Here is a 20,744-nt window from a genome sequence, read left to right as displayed (position 1 = left end):
TGTTTATACATTTCTTCGATATCTTTCTCAATACAATCAAAAAAATTGCATATGCGGGATACTTTTATATTGCATTCCGATACTCTTTTTTCAATAAGGTTACCGATGTGTATGTTTTTATAAATGATTGACATAGAACTCTCTTTTTAAAGGATCATTTTTTATTGATAGAATTATGCTGAGATATTATTTAAGTAATGTCAATGTAAAGCTATTCTGAGAAAAAGAACCTCTTGAGGTGTTTGTAGTACAGCCTGGAGAAGAAGACCCTCTTACTTGCATATAATATGTTCCGGCTGTCAGGTAAGCGATATTCGAAGTATAAATAAAGTCATAACTACTAGAACCGGTAGGTACATGGATATCCTGCGCAGGAAATGCAACATTTACTGCTGCCGTTGAGCTTTTGCTCAAATTATAGGCAAGAAAAGCTCCACAACCCGCTGGGCTTTTATCGGTAATAAGACGCGGTGAAACAATATAATACCCTGGAGTAGTAACAACGGCGTTTGCTCCAAGGTAGGTCATAGCCGCAGGGATATTTACACTGGTACCTGTTGTAGAGTTAATAACAAGTGCAGAACCCGTAGTGTCACGCCAAGTGGCTACACCACTCGCATCAGAAACCAGAACTTTACCTTCAGCCTGTGTTCCATCTACAATTTTTATTGCTCCCGGAGTACTTCCGTTGTCAATATCTAATCTTGTAGCAGGAGCTGTCGTTCCCAATCCTACTCTGTTATTTAGGGCATCGATATTGAAAGTAGTATTGTCTACCTGAAAATGACTGGTTCCTGTAGTGGCAGAAGAAGTAAAAGAAAGAGTTTTGTCGCTCATCGTTACCACTCTGTTTGATTCAAGAGTTCCATTGTTTTTGTAAATATTGGTGTCCTGATTTATTTTTTGCCAAATATTTCCATCGAAAAAGTAATATCCCTCTTCTGTAATGTTTATTGTCTTTGATGATACTATACTTACGGCCGAGGTAGCATAGATGATGTTCCCTTTTTGATCCATCGTATATTGTGCATCTCCGGCTTTGATCTGATCTCCAGCAAGTCTTGGTGCAAGAAGTCCTTCCGGTCTGCTGCCATCAGTTGTTTTTGCCGTTACATCGAAGGTTGATTTTGAATTGCTTGTGTTGATCCCTATTTGGGAGAATAACAATTGAGTACATAGGAAACATAATAGTAGATTGATTTTTTTCATTCTATAAAATTTAAATATGATGTATGAATCTGATAACGACCTGGATATGCTTATTAAAAACGATGTAAAAGTAGATGAATAGTGTATTATCGAAAAAACAATATCTTATTGTTTTCAGGAAAATGACAAGACATAAAAATGGTATAAATGTAAATATATCAATACTTTGTAATTCATTTTTAAATTTATCATAAGCGCTGTTTCTACAAAAAAGAGAAAATGATTTAAGATGAATTTTAATGAGTAACAAGAACATAAACATGGCCGGTTCTTCGGCCATGTGAGTAACCTGCAGATAAAATTGAGGGATGTTCTGCATCGTTAAAAATCATATGTGCTTTCAGAATCATCAAAGAAGTTAATCCGTTAGTTCATAGATAGGAATTTTCAAAAATTTATGAGCTTATTGTTTTGATGTCTTGCTTAACGCCTAACAATAATCAGTTGTTGTGTTGTTAATCCTAATAAGAATAATATATTATCTTTGAAATTCTACAAAAATATATCCTAGTGCTCCAAAGCCAAGTCCATCTCCATCTGCTATATGAAAACTTACTCTATAGAAGGTTTTATCTACATAAGAAAAGAATGTAAACTCTGCGTGGCCATCCTGCGTACAATTGATAGGAATCAAAGCTGGATTAGGATTGCTTGGTATTCCGGCTCCTATATTCGCAAATGTCGGAGTTATGGTTAAGGGAACACTGTTAATAAATCCGGAACCATTTTGTGCAGTTCGAGATATTCCGTGGATAATCCCCGTATTATTGGTTCCTGTTGTTGTTCTTACCTGCATATAAGAATCAGTATTTGTACAGGTCGTAGATGGATATCGAAATTCTAAAGATCCTATAGCCACAGAAGAACTTGTGGGAGTCGTTGCATTAATATTAAACGACCTGAATGAGGTGGTTATGGAGCTATGTACCACAACATTACCATTAGCATCAATTCCCAGTGGTGACGTATTTGATAAAGGTGTAGTTGTATTGTTCATATTGGTAAATTTCAATCCTGAAGATCCGTCTACACCAGATTCAATTTCCATTTTTGCTGTTGGCGTGCTGGTTCCTATTCCTACCCTGTTATTGGCAGCATCCACAGAGAAAGTGGCGCCGTTTACAGAGAAGGCATTGGTAGATGTCCCGTTAAAAGCCAGGGTGTGATCCGCTTGTGTCACTGTTCTGTTTCCTGTAAGTGCTCCGTCTGAACTATAAATATTAGCATTGAGTTTCGTCCAAGTTGTTCCATTGAAAAAGTAAAAGCCCGTATTATCAATATTAACGGCATTCCCGGTTTGTGTTCCGGTTGATATATCATTAACATAAATAAGGGTTGAGGTTGGGATGCCGGTCATACTCTGGGCTCTTTGCCTGTTGATCCTCGGAATCAGCATTCCGTCTACTGTTGTTATTGTTCCTGTTGCTTCTTTTGCTGCAACTTCAAAAGTTGCAGAAGGAGTTGATGTATTGATGCCGACCTGGGCAAAAATTCCGTAGGGAACTAAAAAAAGCAATAGTAGTTTTTTCATTTTTTTACTCTGGATTTAATTAAAAATGTTTGGGAAATGAGATCAACTTAATTTATGCAATAGCTTTTATCTCAACCAGGATATTATAGAGTGATTGTTTTTCCTGATTGTGTGGCAAAAGTATCCCGTCAATTGTTAGGGAAAAAGAAAATACCTTGCTTTTTTCAGGAAAAAGACAAGGTATATTTGTGTAGTAAAATTCTGATTAATAATACTTAATCTTCTTTTTCTTGAGTTTCTTCCTGCAGGTATTTTATAAATAGCGAAGGAGATAAAGAAGTCACTTTCTTGAATATTTTGCTGAATTTGCTATGCGAAGAAAATCCCACTTCATCTGCTAATGAGGCCAATTTAAAGTTCCGGTATTGAGGATCATTTTTGAGTTTTTCAATAATGTAATTAATCCTCAGCTCATTAATATAATTATTAAAGTCTTTCTCTTTATGAGTATTGATAACATAAGAAAGATATTTGGTATTGGTTTCAAAACGGCCTGCTAAAAAGGGAAGGGAAATATTTTTATTATTAAAGAGATTTGTTTTTTCAAATTTATTCAATTTTGCAAGCAGTTTTTCTTCTGTTTCTGAACTCATTAATACAACGGCCTCATTATTTCCTGCTTGATGAACCGATATATCGATTTTTTCTGAGGCGATAGGACTATCAGTACTGTTTTTTATATTGGATTTTCGAAGTATCTGTTTAAATTTTTCAATATTTTTCCTTTGTTGTATTTTAGATCTTATATATAATGCAAGGATAAGAATAAGCAGAAGTCCGGTAATGAATATAAGATAGTTTTTCTGAATACTTTTTTTCTCTGTCTTTATTATTTTTTTGTCAAGCTTGGTATAGGATTCATCGATAAACTGACGAGTTTTTGACTCTATTTTCTTCTCTAACGTGTCTTTTCGTTGGTCTGTAACCTTTAGTTTTTCAATATTTTCAGTCTGTAAATAATATTGTTTCTCCGTAGTGTAAATCTCTTTTTTTTGTTCAAGGTTTTCTGTTTTTTCAGATACTTTTTTGGCGAGATCCAGATATTGTTTAGCTTTTGACAGATTTTTTTTTTCTAAATATACATTAGCAAGGCCAATGTAAATATAGCTCGTAGTTTCATTTTCGGGAAAATCTTTAACTAAGTTTAGAGCCTTCTTATAATGATATAAAGAAGCATTAATATTTTTCAGATTGTAATAATTAGACCCAAGCATCTGTTCGTTATCAGTAGTAAAAAAATCTTTTTCTTTTATAACATTGAAATGAAGCTGAGATTGTTGAATATACTGATTGGATTTCTTGTATTTTTTTTGATCCATTTCGTAATAGGCCATTTCCTGCAGAATTAATCCCTGGATTTTATGTGCTATTAACGTATCCTTAATCATTTTAGCTGTTTTGAGGGTTTTTTGAGCGTATTTTTTTGACTGGCTGTAGAGTTCAACACCACGATATTGGCCAGCTAAAAAAAGAGAAATCCGTGCTTGCCAGTTTAAATTATCCGTATTATCAATAATTGTTTCAGCTTTTTCAGCATACGATAAGGCTCTGTTAAAATCTTTCGCATCTCTGCAAAGGTTAGCAGAAAGCATTAAACTTTTTGCCTGAAGGGTCGGTGTTCCAGAAATCTTATATAAAGAATCAGCAATATAGAGTGCTTTTTTGAAATCTTTGGAAGCGGTTTCTAAATAGGTTTTGTTATATAATTTATTATATGCATCTAAATCCTGGGCATTAACAAGCGCACACGCCACAAGATACAGAAGAACTAATTTTTTTTTCATTGATTATTTTTTCTTTAAGGAATTCCGATAGTATATAAAAGTGAATTATAAAGTTCTTTTTATCCAAAATAGCAAAGACATAGAATAGTTAGTTGACATACTTTAAAATATTAAAAAAATTAAAGATTAAAGAATATGGTTAAATTATATTTCAAAAATGAAGAATAAAATTCATATTTCAATATATAGATTAACAATAATTTTCGCGTCACAAAATTATAATTTTTGGAATCATGATAAAAGCTATTATTACTGATAGATCCAAGCAGGATTATAAACGGTAAATTTATTATGACCCAATTATTGGATATTGCCGAAATCTTCAAAATATTTAGCCAGACGATAAAATTTGCCACTATTGAGGTATATAATCTATGATTATAGTCACTAAGTTGTGAAAATTTATTTCTTAACTTGATTTTCTTTCAAATAGAAATCAACGCAGATAAACCAATGCAACCTTGGACAGTGTATGAGATAAAAACGGAATTCTAATTCCCAGAATGATGCTGCTCAAATAGAACATATAATTCCCATAACTGATCTGGCTATGGGGATATGTGTTCTAAAAGTATTTTTGGATAGTGGACAAGAAAAACGACGCATAAATCACAGAAATAAAGCAAAGCATTCATTGATATTGAGTAGAACAATCAGTAATGCCTGCCTTTTTTAAGCCGAAGGTTAATTAAAAAACAGGTCAGGATTCATTTTGTGATATTATAATCATTTCAAAAAAGTGAAATCGATCATTCTTTTTATAATTTCGCTGTTGATAAGTGAAATCAGAAAATCTCCATGACCAAAAGATTATAAATATCCAGCTCTACATGTCCGCTTAGCTTATACATTTTCGTTGGGTCATTAGATGCACTTATAAACATCATGGCATCCCAGTTATTGGTATACGTATAAACATTCTTCCAGCTACTCCAATCGGTTGTGGTCCATGATGTATTAACAGTATTAGCTGCAGAGTTATTAAACGTCCATAGCTTTACCGAGCCCCTTATCGTTACATTAGCTGCTGGAGCACTCCGAAGCCGTGCCTGTACAGAATAGGTCGTTGCTGTTGCTTTTACCATTCTCCACTCATAGTACTCCGTTACCAGAACTTTATCAGTGTTGGTGGTTAAACCTGTATAGATTAAATTGTTGACTTTTAAATCTGAAGACTCAGAAAAATAATCAAATTTGCTCCACTCAGGAGATGTTTTATCTCCCATATTTACATATAATCCGACCCCATTTACCGTAGCCAATGGATGGTATACAAGTAATCCGTTGGCAGGCTGTGGTACGGTAACAGCATCGGTGGAAGAAAGCAGGGAAACCCTCGGAAACAGTACGCCTTTGCTTGTGCTCTCTACATGTAACGCGGCAGATGGATCCGGATTCACTGCACCGATCCCAATTTGGCTCAACGCGATAGTGTAGGATACTATTGCAATTGTTGTTAGTATATTTTTCATCTTTGACATTGTATTTTTTAAAATTGTTCTACCATTAAGTAATTAATAGAATTGGTAACGGTGTAAACATTGACCCTAAATAATTTATCAGTTCCGACAACACCGAAATAGTAAAAAGTTTCAAAATTAGATTGATAGGTATAGGCAGGGTACCATATATTCCAGTTGGTTGGAGACCACGTAAAAGAAGGCATCGCTAAGGTCGCTTGCTCGGTACCTCTCCAGTTTAAAGTATAGGTACTGGTAGTAGTAACATTACCCGTTGGCGCAGCCTTTAATCTCATTTGTAATGAATAATTGCCGGAAGCATCAGAGACCATTCTCCACTGAAATGTATCTGTGTTTAAGATTTTTGCTGCATTAGTGGTAGCCCCATTATATACAAGAGTTGATACAATTCTTGATGATTCTTGGGATTGTAATATTTTCATTTTTTGCCAGGATGGTGATGATGCGTTTCCTTCATTAACATACATTCCCTCTCCTATAAAGCCATTGGTATTAAATACGGTTAATCCTTTAACAGGAGAGACTATTGTCGTTGCATCTGTTGCCGACGTAAGATTTACTTTTGGCAAAAGAACACCTTGTTTCCCGGATTTTCCAACGACATCAAGAACTGCAGAACTATTGGGTGTAGAGGTATTGATACCCACTTGCCCGAACCCTAAACTGCTAAAGAAAATTGATGATAAAAATAATAGTTTTCTCATAATACGTGTTTTTTAATAAATTTCTACAATCAATGAATTAAAACTATTTTGATTAACAAAATTACTAATCTTATAAAACTGGTTAGAATTGGAAACTCTTAAATAAAAGAAATGGCTTGCTCCATTAGCCATAAAATCCATCACTTTCCAGGTATTCCAGTCGGTTGAGTTCCATGTCTGTGAAACAAGCTTAAGTCCCGTAATAGTACTCACCCAACCAACCCTGTTACCAGATATGGTAATGGGATCAGTCGGCGCTTGAATTAATCTTGCATACAAATAGGTTTGAGCCCCTTCAATAGTGAACTTGAATTCGAAACCACCTTTTTTCAACGTTTTTGAAGCATTCATAGTAGTCCCAAAGTAAACCAGCTTGCCGATTTCTACTCCGTTTTCCGGGGTTAAAGACTGCCATAGCGGTGCAGCGGGTGTTCCTGTATTTAACGATATTCCTTCCCTTAGATTCGCTGCGTTAGGATTAGAATTATATACGATAAGTCCGGTTGCCGGATTTGTTATTGTTAATGCGTCAGTACGAGAAGTAAGATTAACCCGAGGTGGTAAAAATCCTGCCGGTTTATCTGGTTTTGCCTGTATATCCAATGCTGCTGAGGTGTCTGGATTGCTTGTATTTATACCTACTTGTGCTTCAGTATATATTATGCTACTGAATAATAGCATAAAAAAGATTTTAGCTTCCATTTTTTTAATTTTTTCTTATCAAAGTATTTGTTGAATGAGAGTAATGATATCTCTGTAATTTTTCAATACACAGCTGTTATAAAGTCCAAATGATATTGAATATCTTGTCCTTTATTTTTACCGCCGCAAGGTATATCGAAAATCAGGCGATGTAAAGCATTTGGCTGATCGTATTCAGGAATATGACAACACTGATTGACTGGAAAAAATGCATCAAACTAATGGTATATGTTTGGCCCTAATCAATGTAAATTAGTGAGTCCGGCTTGACAATTCTGAGCAAGTTAAATCTGTAGAAATTCTCATCTTTAATATTTGATAGAAATGTATTGTTCTTAAATTATGGGAAGATCCCTGTTATTGAGATTGAGTTGCTTCCATAAAAACATTAGTGTATATTTAAGAATCTCATTCATCGATCATAAAAAACTATCATGAAACACATTTTAGCCCTATTTATAATATTATCTATATTATCTTGCGAAAGCAAAGAACAAAAAAAAGAGAGAATTTTAAAGGAATTCGAGAAAGAAGCTAAAGAGTTACAAAAAAATCAGATTGATTTTTCACTCAATGCAAGGCCCAGATATTTTTCAGCTAAAACAACTAATGGTACTGTATTCAATTCACAGAATTATAAAGACAAAAATCTCGTGGTTTTCATATATGACAAGTCTTATTTAAAAAAGAGCGAATCTTATGATATGGCAGAAGAGTTCAATACTCTATATACGAAGTATAAAAATGACGCTTATTTTATTGGTATTGTAGAAGGTTTTATAGAAGATGAAAAAGAGCTAAAGGATTATCTAAGTCATTCACAAGTTCTGTTTGAGCAGATCGACAATACCAAATCTTACAGTAAATCAGAAAAATTGAATTACAATCTATTTTGTAGTCCTGCAAAGGTTCTTATTGGTACTAATGGAAAGGTTATACACTCTTCTTGTGGCGGTGGCAACAATATGATGATCGAACAGAAGCTCGACAGTATAAGGGCTATTGTAAAATAATTAAAGTATTGCCTATGTCATAATATGATTGCAATTGTAGGAAATTTGCTTTTCAAATAATTAAATTGGACCATAAAATCAAAACTGTCAGCAGAAATTCTGCTGACAGTTTTTTGAAAGTAAAAAATGTAAAATTAATATCCCTCGTTCTGAACCAGATATCCAGGAACACTTGATGCTCCGTCAATTGTCGATTGCGGAATCGGGAAAAGCCTTTTTCGTACATCAGTGTTTGTTTTAGATGTATAGGTGTCTTCATAATGACCAAAACGAATCATATCTGTTCTTCTGGAATATTCCCAGTAAAACTCAAAACCTCTTTCTCTGTATAAAAGATCCAGATTCATTGTTGTCAGTGCGGGAGGGGTAACGTTAGGTCTGGCTGTTCTAGATGCTCTAACGAGATTAACATCCGCTAAAGCTGCTCCTGCATTTCCTTTTCTTAACTGGGCTTCTGCTCTCATCAGATAAATATCCGCTAAACGTAAAAGGACAATGTCTGCATTTCCTCTGTTTCTTCCTGTATCTGAAGTTCTGCTGAACTGGTATTTTGAAACTCGATATCCATCGGTGTAATCTTTATTGTTGGGATTTTCTAAATCGATATCCAGCGTGTGATTTACATAGCTTACAAATCCATTTCTCTGCTCTATGATAGGATAAATTTTATATTGTCCGTTCAGAGTTTGGAAAGGCTGTCCATTTGATGCATTTCGCAACCCCCACTGAACTCCTCTCTGAATTCCTCTGTTAATTTCATAAGTAGCACCATTCACAAGGAAATAATGATTCCCATCATTTGCAGGAGTCACTCCGGTTAAATCCTGTAGATTTGCCGGAACACTAAAGTTTTCTTTATAAAATCTGGCATCTGCCTGAGCAGGATCAGTGCTTCCGTAAGCCTGAACCCATGTCTTATAAAAATCAGAAGTTATCGCTGGGCCATCTGTTCCGTTGGCTTTAGGAAATGCAGCTAAAGGATATTGACTTCCTGACAAAGACCAATAACCTAATCTGTTGTGTGATGTGTTAAGGTCCTGACGCTGGTCAATTGCAAAAATTAATTCTTTATTTGAATGGTTATTGTCGTCAAATATGGCAAAATATTCCGCAGATAAACTAAATAACCCGCTATTGATAACTTTGTTAGTATATTCAATTACCTTATCCATATCTCCCGCTGCAAAAGAAGGAGTTCCGTAAGGGTTTCTGTAAACCGCTGCATTAAGGTAAAGCTGTGCTAAAAATCCGTTTACGGCTGCTTGAGAAACTCTTCCCGGACCTTTCGTGTTGTCTAGGCTATTTACAACAGCTAAAAACTCACTTTCAATATAAGAAACAGCTTCCTGCCTTCTTAGAACTTCAGAATTTTGCCCCGTGTTATCTTTTTTGAATGCAATTCCCCAATAATCAAGTATCAACATATTGTAATAAGCTCTCAAAGCACGCATTTCGGCAACAGCTTTAGCTGCATTGGGATCTGTTGCAGCAATGGGTTGTAGCTTTTCGATTGCTGTTACAGTTCTTGAAAGCATTAATCTCATTGCATCCCAGGTTTGTTGTACAACAACGTTTGTAGTTGTAGTGGTGTGTTGATGAAGTTCGATGTATTTTCCGCCATCATACCAGTCGTTTCCACTTCCTCTTGGAGGAAGAATGGCTTGGTCTGAACTGATCAGCTGAAGCCCATAATTTTTGGTATGGGTAAATGCATCTGGAAGCGGACCGTAAGCCGGAGCGATGAAAGATTCAACAGGCGTTGTTGTTTGTGCATCAAGTGATTCGTCGATAACCGATTCTTCAAGATCTGTACATCCTACAAGTGCCAAAACACTTAGACTAAAAATAGAGGTTAAAAATTTATTTTTCATTTTTTTTCTTTTAAATATTAATTAAAATGCTACGTTTACACCAAATACAAAGCTTCTGGCTTTAGGATAAGTAACATAATCAATTCCGAAGGACTGAATTCCGCCCTGAGATAAACCGGTATTGATTTCAGGATCGAAACCTGAATATTTGGTAATCACGAATAAATTCTGAGCCGTTACTGAGAATCTGATGTTTCTGATATGCTCACCAATTCCAAGGATTTTCGGATTCAGATTGTAACCTAAAGTGGCATTATTCAATCTGAAAAAATCTCCCTTTTCAAGGTATCTTGTTGAAATTACATTGGTATTGTTTACACTTTCATTAGGAAATTGCGTTGCAGCATCTGTTGTGTTGTGAGATAATCCCAATCTTCCTCTCGAAAATAACGTGGAAGCAGTATTGTTATAAATCATATTACCTGAAACTCCGTTGAAATTTAATCCTAAATCGAAGTTTTTGTAAGCTGCCTTCAGGTAAAGATTATAAGTAAAATCCGGTAAAGCGCTTCCTGCAGCAACTCTGTCGTTGTCTGTAATAATTCCATCTCCGTTTACATCTCTGAAGATATTGGTGCCGTTTTCGCTTAATCCTAGAAATTCTCTTACGTAGAAAGTTCCGATTGGTTCATTATTAATGTACCCATTGATAACAGCATTAGTTGTTCCCGGTCCCTGTGCCTCTCCTGTGGAAATTACTTTATATGGAGAATTTTTTACTTCATTTTTAATAAAAGAAGCATTTCCTCCAATGCCGTATGTAAATGCTTTATTCGGATCGCTGTTGTAGTTTAATGAAATTTCCCAACCCGTATTGTTGATCTGCATATTCGGGATATTCTTCCACATTGTTGGAGCTGGTTCTATAGGATCCACAGTATTTATTACCGAAATAATGTTATCAGAAATTTTTCTGAAGAAATCGACAGTACCCGTTAATCTATTATTTAAAATTCCAAAGTCTAATCCAATATTGGTTTGTGTCGTTACTTCCCATTGTAGATCCGGATTGTCGGCTCTTACCAAATACACCCCTATAGGATAATTTCCACTGTCATTTAGAGGATAAGTGGCTTGTGCAGTTCCGCTAGCATCGGCTTGGTAGCTTTTTTTTGTTACCTTACCCGGGATTTCCTGATTTCCTGTTTTACCCCAGCTTGCTCTTAATTTCAGATTGTTGATCTGCTCTACATCCGAAAGAAATTTTTCTTTGCTGATGTTCCATCCTGCAGCGACTGACGGAAATATTCCGTATTTGTTATTTGCTCCGAACTTAGAAGATCCATCAGCTCTTAAAGTTGCTGTTAAAAGATATTTATCCTGAAAATCATAATTTACCCTTCCAAACCAGGACTGTAATTCATTCTTATTAGCAATAACAGACGTTGTTTGATTCGTTGCTCCTGCAGCAGGAATCTGATATTGCGGCTCGATTCCGTTGATTGGGAAGTTCTGATAATACCATCCTCTCGATGTCAACATTAACTTTTGATAAGAATGTCCTGCCATTACATTAAAATCGTGACTGTTGATTTTAAATTTATACGTTAAAGTATTTTCTAAAAGAGTATTGTTATTTGAATAATTGCTTAGGTTTAAAGTTCCGATCTCCAGAGGAATAGCATGCGGAATATTCTGGATAACTCTTTCCGCTGTAGAATAATCAACCCCTAAATTCAGCTTATAAGTCAATCCTTTAATAATTTCCACAGAAGGAGAAATGTTGGCTAAAATTCTGTTATTTGTTGTGAAATCCTTGTAAATCTCGCGACGAATTAATGGGTTAAAAGCCCCATTATTAAAGACAGTAGTTGGTACCCCATCGGTATATGCAGGATACGTCGGATTCCATGTAAGCATATTGGAAACTACATCTGTTGAATTCGGTCTCTTATTTTCGGTTCTTGTTCCGTTTAAATTGAAGTTTATACTTACTCTTCCGTTAAACGCTTTTTGTGAAGCATTGATACGACCGGAATACCTTTTTAGATTACTGTTGTGAAGAATTCCTTCCTGATCTTCATATCCTAAAGCAGCATAATAATTTGAAGTATCTGTCGCTCCTGCTGCTGAAAAATTTACATTTTTAGAAACAGCTGTCCTGGTCAACTCATCCTGCCAATCGGTATTTCCTCCCATATCATCCAATTTTCCTCCGGCTGCAGTTACCTGTCTTCTGAATTCGTCTGCTCCAAAAACATTCATTTTGTTCGCAAGATTGGAAATCGTAAGATTGGAAGAAAGACTCATCTGAGTTCTACCTTTTTTACCTTTTTTAGTCGTGATGATAATCACTCCATTGGCTCCTCTTGCCCCATAGATTGCAGCTGCAGAAGCATCTTTTAAAATATCCAATGATTCAATATCATCAGGATTAATGAAGTTCATGGGGTTGTTAGCTGTTCCGGTGTTGCTGTTATCAATTACAAATCCATCGATAACGTAAAGTGGTGTTGTGCCGGAACGTAAACTTCCGACTCCTCTGATGATAATATTTTGGTTAGCTCCCGGTTCACCACTTATATTCGAAACATTTACTCCGGCAACTTTTCCCTGAAGCAATTGACCAACATTAGTAACCATTCCTTTATTAAAATCTTCGCTTTTTACAGAACCTACAGCTCCGGTTACATCAGATTTTTTTTGACTCCCGTATCCTATCATTACCACTTCTTCAATGTCTGTCAATTTGTTCTCATCCTTGAGCGTGTCGGATTCTTTTTTTTGTGCAAATGTTAAGCTGACACAACTCATCAAAACTGTCGGCACGAGATAAATACGTTTCATTCCTTATTATTTTCGTGCAAAATTAGCTCGATAAAATGCCGAAAACTGTTAATTTAACATTAAGTAACCGGTTTTTAAAATTAATAAAACGTGAATATTTTTGTCAAAAATTAAATTTATAAAAACTTTATGTAAACAAACTTTTTTAAAGTTCTTAAATTCAATTATTTCCCTGTTAACATTGGACTTATAGTTTATTATTGAAATTTTTGAAATGATATTATATCTAATTTCGCATCTTATTTCATACTTAAAAAATTATTAAAAATCCAATCATTATGAACTATTGTTATAAAAATGTCAATTTCAAGGCAAGCGCAGTTTTTTCGTTGCTTCTTTTTGTAGCCATGTTATCAGCTCAAAAAAAACAAAAGCCTCTTAACGTTATTTTTATGATTGGTGATGGAATGGGCGTTTCACAGGTTACTTCTGCATTCTATTTTGGAAATTCAGAACCCAATTTTCAAAAATTTAAAATTGTAGGTCTGTCTGAAACATCTTCAACCAGCGATTGGGTTACAGATTCTGCTGCCGGAGCAACCGCTTTATCAACAGGTGAAAAAACTTACAAACGTGCGATTGGCGTAAATAAAGATTCGATAGCACTTCCAACGATATTAGAACAGCTGCAGAAAAAAAATTACCAAACCGGGTTGGTTAGTTTAACGAGTATTACTCATGCAACACCTGCTTCTTACTACGCTCATGTAAAAGACAGAGATCTTCATGAAGATATTGCGCTTGACCTTGTAAAAGCAAACGTCAATTTTTTAGCAGGCGGAGGTTTAAAATTCTTCACTAAAAGAAAAGATGGAAAAAATCTTCTGAATGAATTTAAAAAGCTCAATTATAATATAGACACGCTGAAACTTTCAAAACCCATTCAAAATAAAAACAACTTTTATCTTTTGGCGCAGGACGAGCTCCCGAATAAAGTTCAGGGAAGAGGAGATTTTCTTCCCGAAGCCACACAAACCGCTCTAGGTTACTTATCTAAAAACAAAAAGCCATTCTTTTTGATGGTGGAAGGTTCATTTATCGATTGGGGCGGTCATGCTAAAGATGGCGAAATGATGGTAAAAGAAGTTTTAGACTTTGACAAAACCATCGGCGTGGTAATGGAGTTCATCAAAGAAAACCCGAATACACTGTTGGTAGTCACAGCAGATCACGAGACAGGCGGTGCAAGCATCGGAAAATTCATGGAAAAAGATTCAACAGGAAAAGAGAAGAACATCAAAGACAAAGTACAGGTGAATTTCATCGACAATCAACACACTGCAGCTTTAGTTCCCGTTTTTGCAATGGGAAAAAACCAGGAGCTTTTCTCTGGCGTATACCCCAACAACACCATCTATCATAAGCTTGCTGAAGCTTTGAAAAAAAGCGGAATCACTATTAAATAATTTGAATTTTACTAAATCTTATGCGCTTACATTTAAAAAAAATTACAGGCTTTATCACTCTGCTTTTTGTTGCAACTGTTTTTGGTCAAACTACAAGAGTACACTCTCATAATGATTATGAACAGAAAATCCCATTTTGGTATGCCTTAGGTTCTGATGCAAATTCAATTGAAGTGGATGTTTTTCTTGAAAACAACGAACTTTTTGTAGCCCACAACAAAAAAGACATTACCCATGAACGAACATTTGAAAGTTTATATCTGAATCCTATTGATAAGGCATTAGGAATGAATATGATCAAACAGGAATCTCTACAGATTCTGATTGATATTAAAACAGATGCTAAAACAACTTTAAAGCAGATTGTAAAAACAATTCAGAAATATCCGGCCATTACAGCTCAAAAAAAAGTACGTTTTGTTATTTCAGGGAATCAGCCAAAACCGGAAGAATATACTTCTTATCCCGAATTTATTTTTTTTGATTATCAAAAACTGGATAATTTAACTACAGATCAATGGAATAAAGTTGCTTTGCTTAGCTTAAGCTTTCCGCAATATTCTAAATGGAACGGTAAAGGAGGCTTAACGGAAGAAGATTTACCTAAAGTAACCGAAGTCATCAAAAAAGCAAAATCATTTGGGAAACCATTCAGATTCTGGGCGATTCCCGACGGGAAAACTTCCTGGGAATTTTTTGCACACAACGGTGTTGATTTTATCAATACAGACCATCCGAAAGAATGTGGGGAATATGTAAATTCTTTGGAGAAAAGAACTTTTAAAAATAATCTGTTTTCAGAAGTTTATCAGCCTAAATTTTCCTATCTGAACAAAAATGTTCCCGTGAAAAATGTTATTTTATTAATCGGTGACGGAAATGGTCTTTCACAAATTTCTTCATCCGTTTTAGCCAATAAAGGACAATTAACGTTAACACAATTGAAAAATATTGGTTTAATTAAGACTTCTTCGACTGATAATTTCACCACAGATTCTGCAGCAGGAGCAACTGCTTTTGCAACAGGAAAAAAAACAAAAAACAGATTTATCGGAGTAAGTTCTGAGGGGCAAAAAACGGCAAATCTTACTGAAATTCTATCAGAAAAAGGCTTCAGCACCGGAATTATTACGACTGACGAAATTGTGGGAGCAACACCTTCTGCATTTTATGCTCATCAAAAAGACCGTGGTATGGAAAAGGAAATTGCTGAAGATTTGCCAAAATCAAAACTTAACTTTTTTGCAGCGGGTGGAAAATCTAAAGTTTCTGGCCTGCATGATTTTAAATTAGCAGAAAACCCAATGGAGGTTGCAGAAAGTAAAGCCAACCGTTTGGCGTACTATCTTTCCGATAACGGTGTTCCGCAAGTTTTGAAAGGTCGCGGGAATCTTTTGGCCGAAACTGTAGAAAGTGGACTGCAATTTTTAAAAAGCAAGAAAAAACCATTCTTCATCATGATTGAGGCAGCGCAAATTGACAGTGGCGGCCACAGCAATAATGTAGGAACCATCGTTACTGAAGGTATTGATTTTGACAGAGCAATTACAAAAGCAGTACAGTTTGCTGACCAGAACCCCGGGACTTTGGTGATAATTACTGCAGATCACGAGACAGGAGGTTTTAGTATTCCTCATGGCGATCTGGAAACAAGCACTATAGAAGGTGATTTTACGACAGACGATCACTCAGCTACATTAATTCCTGTGTTTTCCTACGGCTCAGGCTCAGAAATTTTTACGGGAGTATACGAGAATAATGAAATTTTCCATAAAATATTGAAAGCTTTGAAAGTAAATTAGTTTTACAATTATTTTTTCTAAAATACATACAGCTTTGAAAAAACATTTTTCTATTCATCTATTGATCGCTTTACTGCTTTCGTTAAACGTATTTGCGCAGCAGAAAGCCATTCAAATAGCATTTTTGGCAGATGTTCATTTTCAGGATCTTTACGGAGATTTTTCAGATAACGCATTCAGAGGAGTAGAAAATCCAAAAACCCAAAAGAAAACCTTATTGAGAACAATGGATTCACAGCTCCACTCGACAAGAATTTTTAATGAAAATTATTTTGCTTTTCTGGCAGCTTTGGATGATGTGGCAAAACGGGGGATTAAAATCGTCGCACTTCCCGGTGATTATACTGATGACGGACAAGCCTACAATTTGAGAGGATTGAAAAAGATTTTAGATGAATATCAAAAAAAACATGGGATAAGGTTTTTTATTACCACAGGAAATCATGATCCGGTAAGCCCGTTTCTGAAAGACGGCGGGAAATCTGATTTTTTAGGTGAAAATGGAAGCCCTGTTAACATTTTTAGTAATAAAATTTCAGTTGAAGATAATGGTCAGGAAACTTTCATTACCAAAGATATTGCGATGTCTGGCTATTTTGAAATTATGAAAGAATTTAAAGAATTTGGATTTTGCCCTTCTGAAAAAGATCTGTTTTGGGAGACTCCGTTTAATCACAGTTCTTATGAAAATTATAGTTTTAAAAAGGCTTTAAAAAGTTCAGAATATTCCAACAGAATGTATGAAGTCAGTCCGGGATTTACTGTTCCTGATTTGAGTTATCTGGTAGAACCCGTAAATGGAATTTGGCTTTTGGCAATTGACGGAAATACCTATTTGCCAAAAAATATTAATGGAAATCCAATAGATCCAGATAATTTTCATAGTGCTTCCGTTGGATACAATAATGTGCTTTCAAATAAAAAACATTTGATTGATTGGGTGAAAAACATTTCAAAAGAAGCAGAAAAAAAACACAAAGTTCTCATTGCATTTACGCATTATCCGATGCTTGATTACAATGACGGTGCTTCTGAAGATATTAAAAATTTATTAGGCAAAAATAAATGGCAGCTCGACAGAGTGCCAGATGATCACGTTGCTAAGGTTTTTGCAGATGCAGGAGTGAAACTACATTTTGCGGGCCATATGCACATCAACGACACCGGAATCAAAAAGTTTGAAAACGGAAAAATGCTCGTCAATATTCAGGTTCCTTCATTGGCAGCTTATCTTCCGGGATATAAAATTCTGACAGTGAATTCTCCCGCTGATTTTGAAGTCGAAACGGTTTCTATTACTGATGTGCCACGTTTTGATGAGCTATTCCCTTTGTATAAGAAAGAATTTGGAGTCTTAAAAAATCAGACCAGAAAAGATCTTTGGAACGTTGAAATTTTAAAAACAAAGAATTACCACGATTTTACATTATTTCATTTAAAAGAATTGGTAAGGCTAAGATTTGTTCCTTCAGATTGGCCTAAAGATTTTATAGAAAAAGCCAGCCAACTTTCAGGAGAAGATTTACTTTATTTAAGTATTGACATGGCCAATTCAACTACAATAAATGCAGGAGAATTTAAAACATGGAATTTTGAAGATGCTTTATTAAATCTTTATCAATTACAGTCTGCAGACGAATTAGCAAAAAAAGATATTCCTGAAAAACGACTTTTGCAATTCAAATTTTTGCATGAAAATTTCGAAAAATTAAATACAAAAGATGAATTTCTAAATCAGCTGAAATTATTTTTCAGAGTTTTAGTTAAGCTCTCTTCGGGAGATCCTGCAGACCATTTCAAAATTGATTTTGAGAAAGGGGAAATTTTGAAATTGAAATAATTGCTGCTTTATCAAAAAAAATAATATTGTTCAAACAGAAATCTTAACAAATTCCTCCATCAAGAATACCAAAGCAATACTATTCTCAAAGATACTTCTGAAATACAAATCATTGCAGCTTTTTATTTAACTTTCAAAATATTTCGAAAAATCAAAATGAATTTTGACATAAACTTGAGAATTTCCAGAAGAACAAAAACTAAAGCATTAATAAAACAGCAGGAATTGGATTGGTGACTGGAATTTACAATAGCAATCTTTGATACAATATCAAAATTTTAAGCAAAAAATCCCGGTTAATCCGGGATTTTAATTTCTCATATTACATTTATTTTATCTCTACAGGAACTGAGATTTTATCCCAATCCATTGTGAATCCATTATTGTTTATTTTATAAACTAAAGTTTCCTGTGTTGCTGGTAAAGCCTTGGTTTTTACATCAACACGTAAAGCATCTTTTGCTTGTTCATATTTATAAGCTCCCCACTGTTTTGGCTCTTTGTTAAAAATTGCAGTCCAGGTTCCAGACTCTTTTGGGATTAAGAAAAAGCTATATTTACCGGCAGGCAACGGTTTACCCTGAACAGTAATATTTTTATCGGTTTCGAAAGTAGTTGCTTCATTGGCACCCGCACGCCAAACTTTATCATAAGCTTCTAAACCACCCCAGATTGTACGCCCTTTTACAGAAGGACTGCTATAAGCTATCGTAATGGTTGCATCTTTAATTTTTCCCGTAGCAGTAGCCGGAGGGCTGGCAGGTTTTTTAGTGTCCTGTGCAAAGGCATTCATGGAGATTGTCATTGTCGCAACAAGTACGGCAGCAGATTTAATGATGGTTTTCATAATATTTTTGTTTGTATGTTTATTTTGTCTGTTTACGAATTTACTGCTTTCTGTTTATAAAACAGTAATCCGATTGCTGAAAATATAATAACTGCTGCTGCCCCAATGACGTTAAGCCAAAGGAAAGAAACAATATCAAAATTATAAACGGCAATAACCACAATTTCTGATAAAATGGCAGCAATAAATACATTGGAACCGGTGATTTTTTTATAGTAAAATGCAACAAGAAAAATCCCCAATATCGGACCGTAGAAGAGAGAACCTAATACATTAACCGCTTCAATAAGGGAACCCATTTGAGTGGCAAACATGGCTACACCAATTGAAAAAATACCCCAGGCTAAAGTATGCAGGCGACTGTACTTCAATTCGGTTGCATCATCAGGAATTTCTTTTTTAAATATCAAATGAATATCTTTTAATGAGCAGGCGGCAAGGGAATTCAGTGCTGCAGAAATTGAACCCCAGCTGGCCAGAAAAATGACGGCAAACAGTAAGCCGATCATCCCTACAGGCAAGGTATTTTTTACGAAATACAGAAAAATATAATTGGTATCCGTTTTTTCCGCATTATAGTTTGAATGATTGATCGCTTCCTCTACCCTTCCGTGCAGTGCTTTTACCTGAGTTTGCGTGTTTTTAAAATCCTGAATCGTTTTTTTGAGCTGAGGAGAATGAGTTTCTTTCAACCTTAAAATTTCTTTCGATTCTGTATTAAATTTTAGTTGTAAATCCTGATGTTCTTTTTCAAAAACCGCAGCCTGTTCAGGTTTTGTTTCCTTTAAATGTTGATAAGAACGTTCGTTAAAATAAATCGGAGCCGGTTTTAGAGAAAAGAAAGCGAAAAGCAAGGCACCGATCAGGAGAATAGCAAACTGCATCGGAATTTTAACCAATCCGTTCAACAGCAAGCCCATTTTTGCATTGGTATTGTCCTTCGCAGTAATATACCTCCCAACCTGGCTCTGGTCTGTACCAAAGTAAGAAAGGGCCAGAAAAAAACCGCCAATTAATCCGCTCCAAATATTGTATTTATCTTTCCAATCGAATTCTGTAGTGATTACATTGAGCTTTCCGGATTTCCCTGCCAGATAAAGCGCATCGTTAAAACCAATTCCATTCGGCATATTCTGAATAAGCAAATAACCTGCAAAAGCCATTGTTCCCAGAATAATAAGAAATTGTAATTTTTGGGTGTGAGCGATCGCTTTTGCTCCGCCAACATAGGTATAAATCAACAGAATGCCACCTGTTAAAACATTGGTTAAATAAATATTCCAGTTTAAAACGCTTGATAAGATGATACTAGGAGCGTAAATGCTGATTCCTGTTGATAAACCTCTGGAAAAAAGAAAAAGCAGTGAAGTGAGCACCCTTGTTTTTTTATCAAATCGGTTTTCCAAATATTCATAGGCCGTGTACACATTTAAGCGCTGAAAAATCGGGATGAAAGTGATACAGATCACAATCATCGCCAAAGGCAAACCAAAGTAATACTGAACGAAACGCATACCGTCTGTATAAGCCTGACCCGGTGCTGACAGAAATGTAATGGCACTTGCCTGCGTAGCCATAATACCTATCAGCACAATGTACCAGGGCATTTTATTATCCGCTTTCAGATATGATTCATTACTTTTTTGGCCACGACCGATCAATACGCCGTAAACAACCACTGCAACAAGGGTAAAAATGAGAACTGTCCAATCTATAATACTCATGCCCAGAATTTAGTAAACAAATAATAAAATGCGATCTGAAATA

Annotated in this window: 14 protein-coding genes; 4 read left to right on the top strand and 10 right to left on the bottom strand. The window is 35.3% G+C overall.

Annotated elements, in window-relative coordinates:
- Positions 1–186: 186 nt before the first annotated feature.
- From V6R96_RS06505 to V6R96_RS06480, 6 genes are all read right to left on the bottom strand, one after another.
- Entirely contained in the window at positions 187–1,209 is a 1,023-nt protein-coding gene (locus V6R96_RS06505; protein WP_336378393.1) for a hypothetical protein, read from the bottom strand.
- A 478-nt stretch (positions 1,210–1,687) separates the two neighbouring features.
- On the bottom strand, positions 1,688–2,740 hold the full coding sequence (locus V6R96_RS06500) for a hypothetical protein (RefSeq protein WP_336378392.1): 1,053 nt from the start codon (positions 2,738–2,740) through the stop codon (positions 1,688–1,690).
- 215 nt (positions 2,741–2,955) lie between these two features.
- Positions 2,956–4,524: an AraC family transcriptional regulator gene (locus V6R96_RS06495; protein ID WP_336378391.1), complete on the bottom strand. Its 1,569-nt coding sequence runs from the start codon at positions 4,522–4,524 to the stop codon at positions 2,956–2,958.
- Between the two features lie 785 nt (positions 4,525–5,309).
- Positions 5,310–5,996 (bottom strand): hypothetical protein, encoded by a 687-nt coding sequence (locus V6R96_RS06490; protein ID WP_336378390.1) that lies wholly within the window; start codon positions 5,994–5,996, stop codon positions 5,310–5,312.
- A gap of 17 nt (positions 5,997–6,013) precedes the next feature.
- Positions 6,014–6,709 (bottom strand): hypothetical protein, encoded by a 696-nt coding sequence (locus V6R96_RS06485; protein WP_336378389.1) that lies wholly within the window; start codon positions 6,707–6,709, stop codon positions 6,014–6,016.
- Positions 6,710–6,721: 12 nt separating this feature from the next.
- Complete coding sequence (locus V6R96_RS06480) at positions 6,722–7,411, bottom strand: hypothetical protein (protein ID WP_336378388.1); 690 nt, start codon at positions 7,409–7,411, stop codon at positions 6,722–6,724.
- A 434-nt stretch (positions 7,412–7,845) separates the two neighbouring features.
- Between V6R96_RS06480 and V6R96_RS06475 the strand changes: the two genes are divergently transcribed.
- Positions 7,846–8,424 carry an AhpC/TSA family protein gene (locus tag V6R96_RS06475; RefSeq protein WP_336378387.1) on the top strand — a complete coding sequence of 193 codons (579 nt, stop codon included), beginning with the start codon at positions 7,846–7,848 and terminating at the stop codon, positions 8,422–8,424.
- 134 nt (positions 8,425–8,558) lie between these two features.
- Here V6R96_RS06475 and V6R96_RS06470 read toward each other — a convergent pair whose 3' ends face one another.
- Together V6R96_RS06470 and V6R96_RS06465 are read right to left on the bottom strand one after the other, a co-directional pair.
- Positions 8,559–10,295, bottom strand: coding sequence for a RagB/SusD family nutrient uptake outer membrane protein (locus tag V6R96_RS06470; RefSeq protein WP_223559134.1), 1,737 nt, complete (start codon positions 10,293–10,295; stop codon positions 8,559–8,561).
- A gap of 21 nt (positions 10,296–10,316) precedes the next feature.
- The gene (locus tag V6R96_RS06465) at positions 10,317–13,082 is read right to left on the bottom strand and encodes a SusC/RagA family TonB-linked outer membrane protein (protein ID WP_336378386.1); all 2,766 of its coding nucleotides are present in this window, start codon (positions 13,080–13,082) and stop codon (positions 10,317–10,319) included.
- A gap of 278 nt (positions 13,083–13,360) precedes the next feature.
- Between V6R96_RS06465 and V6R96_RS06460 the strand changes: the two genes are divergently transcribed.
- From V6R96_RS06460 to V6R96_RS06450, 3 genes are read left to right on the top strand one after another with little or no spacing between them, the layout of a single operon-like run.
- On the top strand, positions 13,361–14,488 hold the full coding sequence (locus V6R96_RS06460; RefSeq protein WP_336378385.1) for an alkaline phosphatase: 1,128 nt from the start codon (positions 13,361–13,363) through the stop codon (positions 14,486–14,488).
- Between the two features lie 20 nt (positions 14,489–14,508).
- Positions 14,509–16,290, top strand: a complete 1,782-nt coding sequence (locus tag V6R96_RS06455) for an alkaline phosphatase (RefSeq protein ID WP_336378384.1) — start codon at positions 14,509–14,511, stop codon at positions 16,288–16,290.
- A gap of 34 nt (positions 16,291–16,324) precedes the next feature.
- Positions 16,325–18,130 (top strand): metallophosphoesterase, encoded by a 1,806-nt coding sequence (locus tag V6R96_RS06450; protein ID WP_336378383.1) that lies wholly within the window; start codon positions 16,325–16,327, stop codon positions 18,128–18,130.
- 328 nt (positions 18,131–18,458) lie between these two features.
- Here the strand turns inward: V6R96_RS06450 and V6R96_RS06445 are convergent, their stop codons facing one another.
- Both V6R96_RS06445 and V6R96_RS06440 read right to left on the bottom strand, forming a co-directional pair.
- The gene (locus V6R96_RS06445; RefSeq protein WP_336378382.1) at positions 18,459–18,977 is read right to left on the bottom strand and encodes a DUF2911 domain-containing protein; all 519 of its coding nucleotides are present in this window, start codon (positions 18,975–18,977) and stop codon (positions 18,459–18,461) included.
- Positions 18,978–19,009: 32 nt separating this feature from the next.
- Positions 19,010–20,701, bottom strand: coding sequence for a sodium:solute symporter (locus tag V6R96_RS06440; RefSeq protein ID WP_336378381.1), 1,692 nt, complete (start codon positions 20,699–20,701; stop codon positions 19,010–19,012).
- Between the last annotated feature and the right edge of the window lie 43 nt (positions 20,702–20,744).

The organism is Chryseobacterium sp. CCNWLW53 (genome assembly GCF_037083525.1).
GTDB lineage: Bacteria > Bacteroidota > Bacteroidia > Flavobacteriales > Weeksellaceae > Chryseobacterium > Chryseobacterium lathyri.
This window is presented reverse-complemented; position numbering and strand designations above follow the sequence as displayed.

Excerpts from the sequence above, each read along its gene's own strand:
- V6R96_RS06485 (WP_336378389.1), bottom strand. The coding sequence starts at position 6,709 with ATGAGAAAACTATTATTTTTATCATCAATTTTCTTTAGCAGTTTAGGG.
- V6R96_RS06455 (WP_336378384.1), top strand. The coding sequence starts at position 14,509 with ATGCGCTTACATTTAAAAAAAATTACAGGCTTTATCACTCTGCTTTTT.
- V6R96_RS06440 (WP_336378381.1), bottom strand. The coding sequence starts at position 20,701 with ATGAGTATTATAGATTGGACAGTTCTCATTTTTACCCTTGTTGCAGTG.
- V6R96_RS06475 (WP_336378387.1), top strand. The coding sequence starts at position 7,846 with ATGAAACACATTTTAGCCCTATTTATAATATTATCTATATTATCTTGC.
- V6R96_RS06445 (WP_336378382.1), bottom strand. The coding sequence starts at position 18,977 with ATGAAAACCATCATTAAATCTGCTGCCGTACTTGTTGCGACAATGACA.
- V6R96_RS06505 (WP_336378393.1), bottom strand. The coding sequence starts at position 1,209 with ATGAAAAAAATCAATCTACTATTATGTTTCCTATGTACTCAATTGTTA.
- V6R96_RS06500 (WP_336378392.1), bottom strand. The coding sequence starts at position 2,740 with ATGAAAAAACTACTATTGCTTTTTTTAGTTCCCTACGGAATTTTTGCC.
- V6R96_RS06470 (WP_223559134.1), bottom strand. The coding sequence starts at position 10,295 with ATGAAAAATAAATTTTTAACCTCTATTTTTAGTCTAAGTGTTTTGGCA.
- V6R96_RS06490 (WP_336378390.1), bottom strand. The coding sequence starts at position 5,996 with ATGAAAAATATACTAACAACAATTGCAATAGTATCCTACACTATCGCG.
- V6R96_RS06465 (WP_336378386.1), bottom strand. The coding sequence starts at position 13,082 with ATGAAACGTATTTATCTCGTGCCGACAGTTTTGATGAGTTGTGTCAGC.
- V6R96_RS06460 (WP_336378385.1), top strand. The coding sequence starts at position 13,361 with ATGAACTATTGTTATAAAAATGTCAATTTCAAGGCAAGCGCAGTTTTT.
- V6R96_RS06495 (WP_336378391.1), bottom strand. The coding sequence starts at position 4,524 with ATGAAAAAAAAATTAGTTCTTCTGTATCTTGTGGCGTGTGCGCTTGTT.
- V6R96_RS06480 (WP_336378388.1), bottom strand. The coding sequence starts at position 7,411 with ATGGAAGCTAAAATCTTTTTTATGCTATTATTCAGTAGCATAATATAT.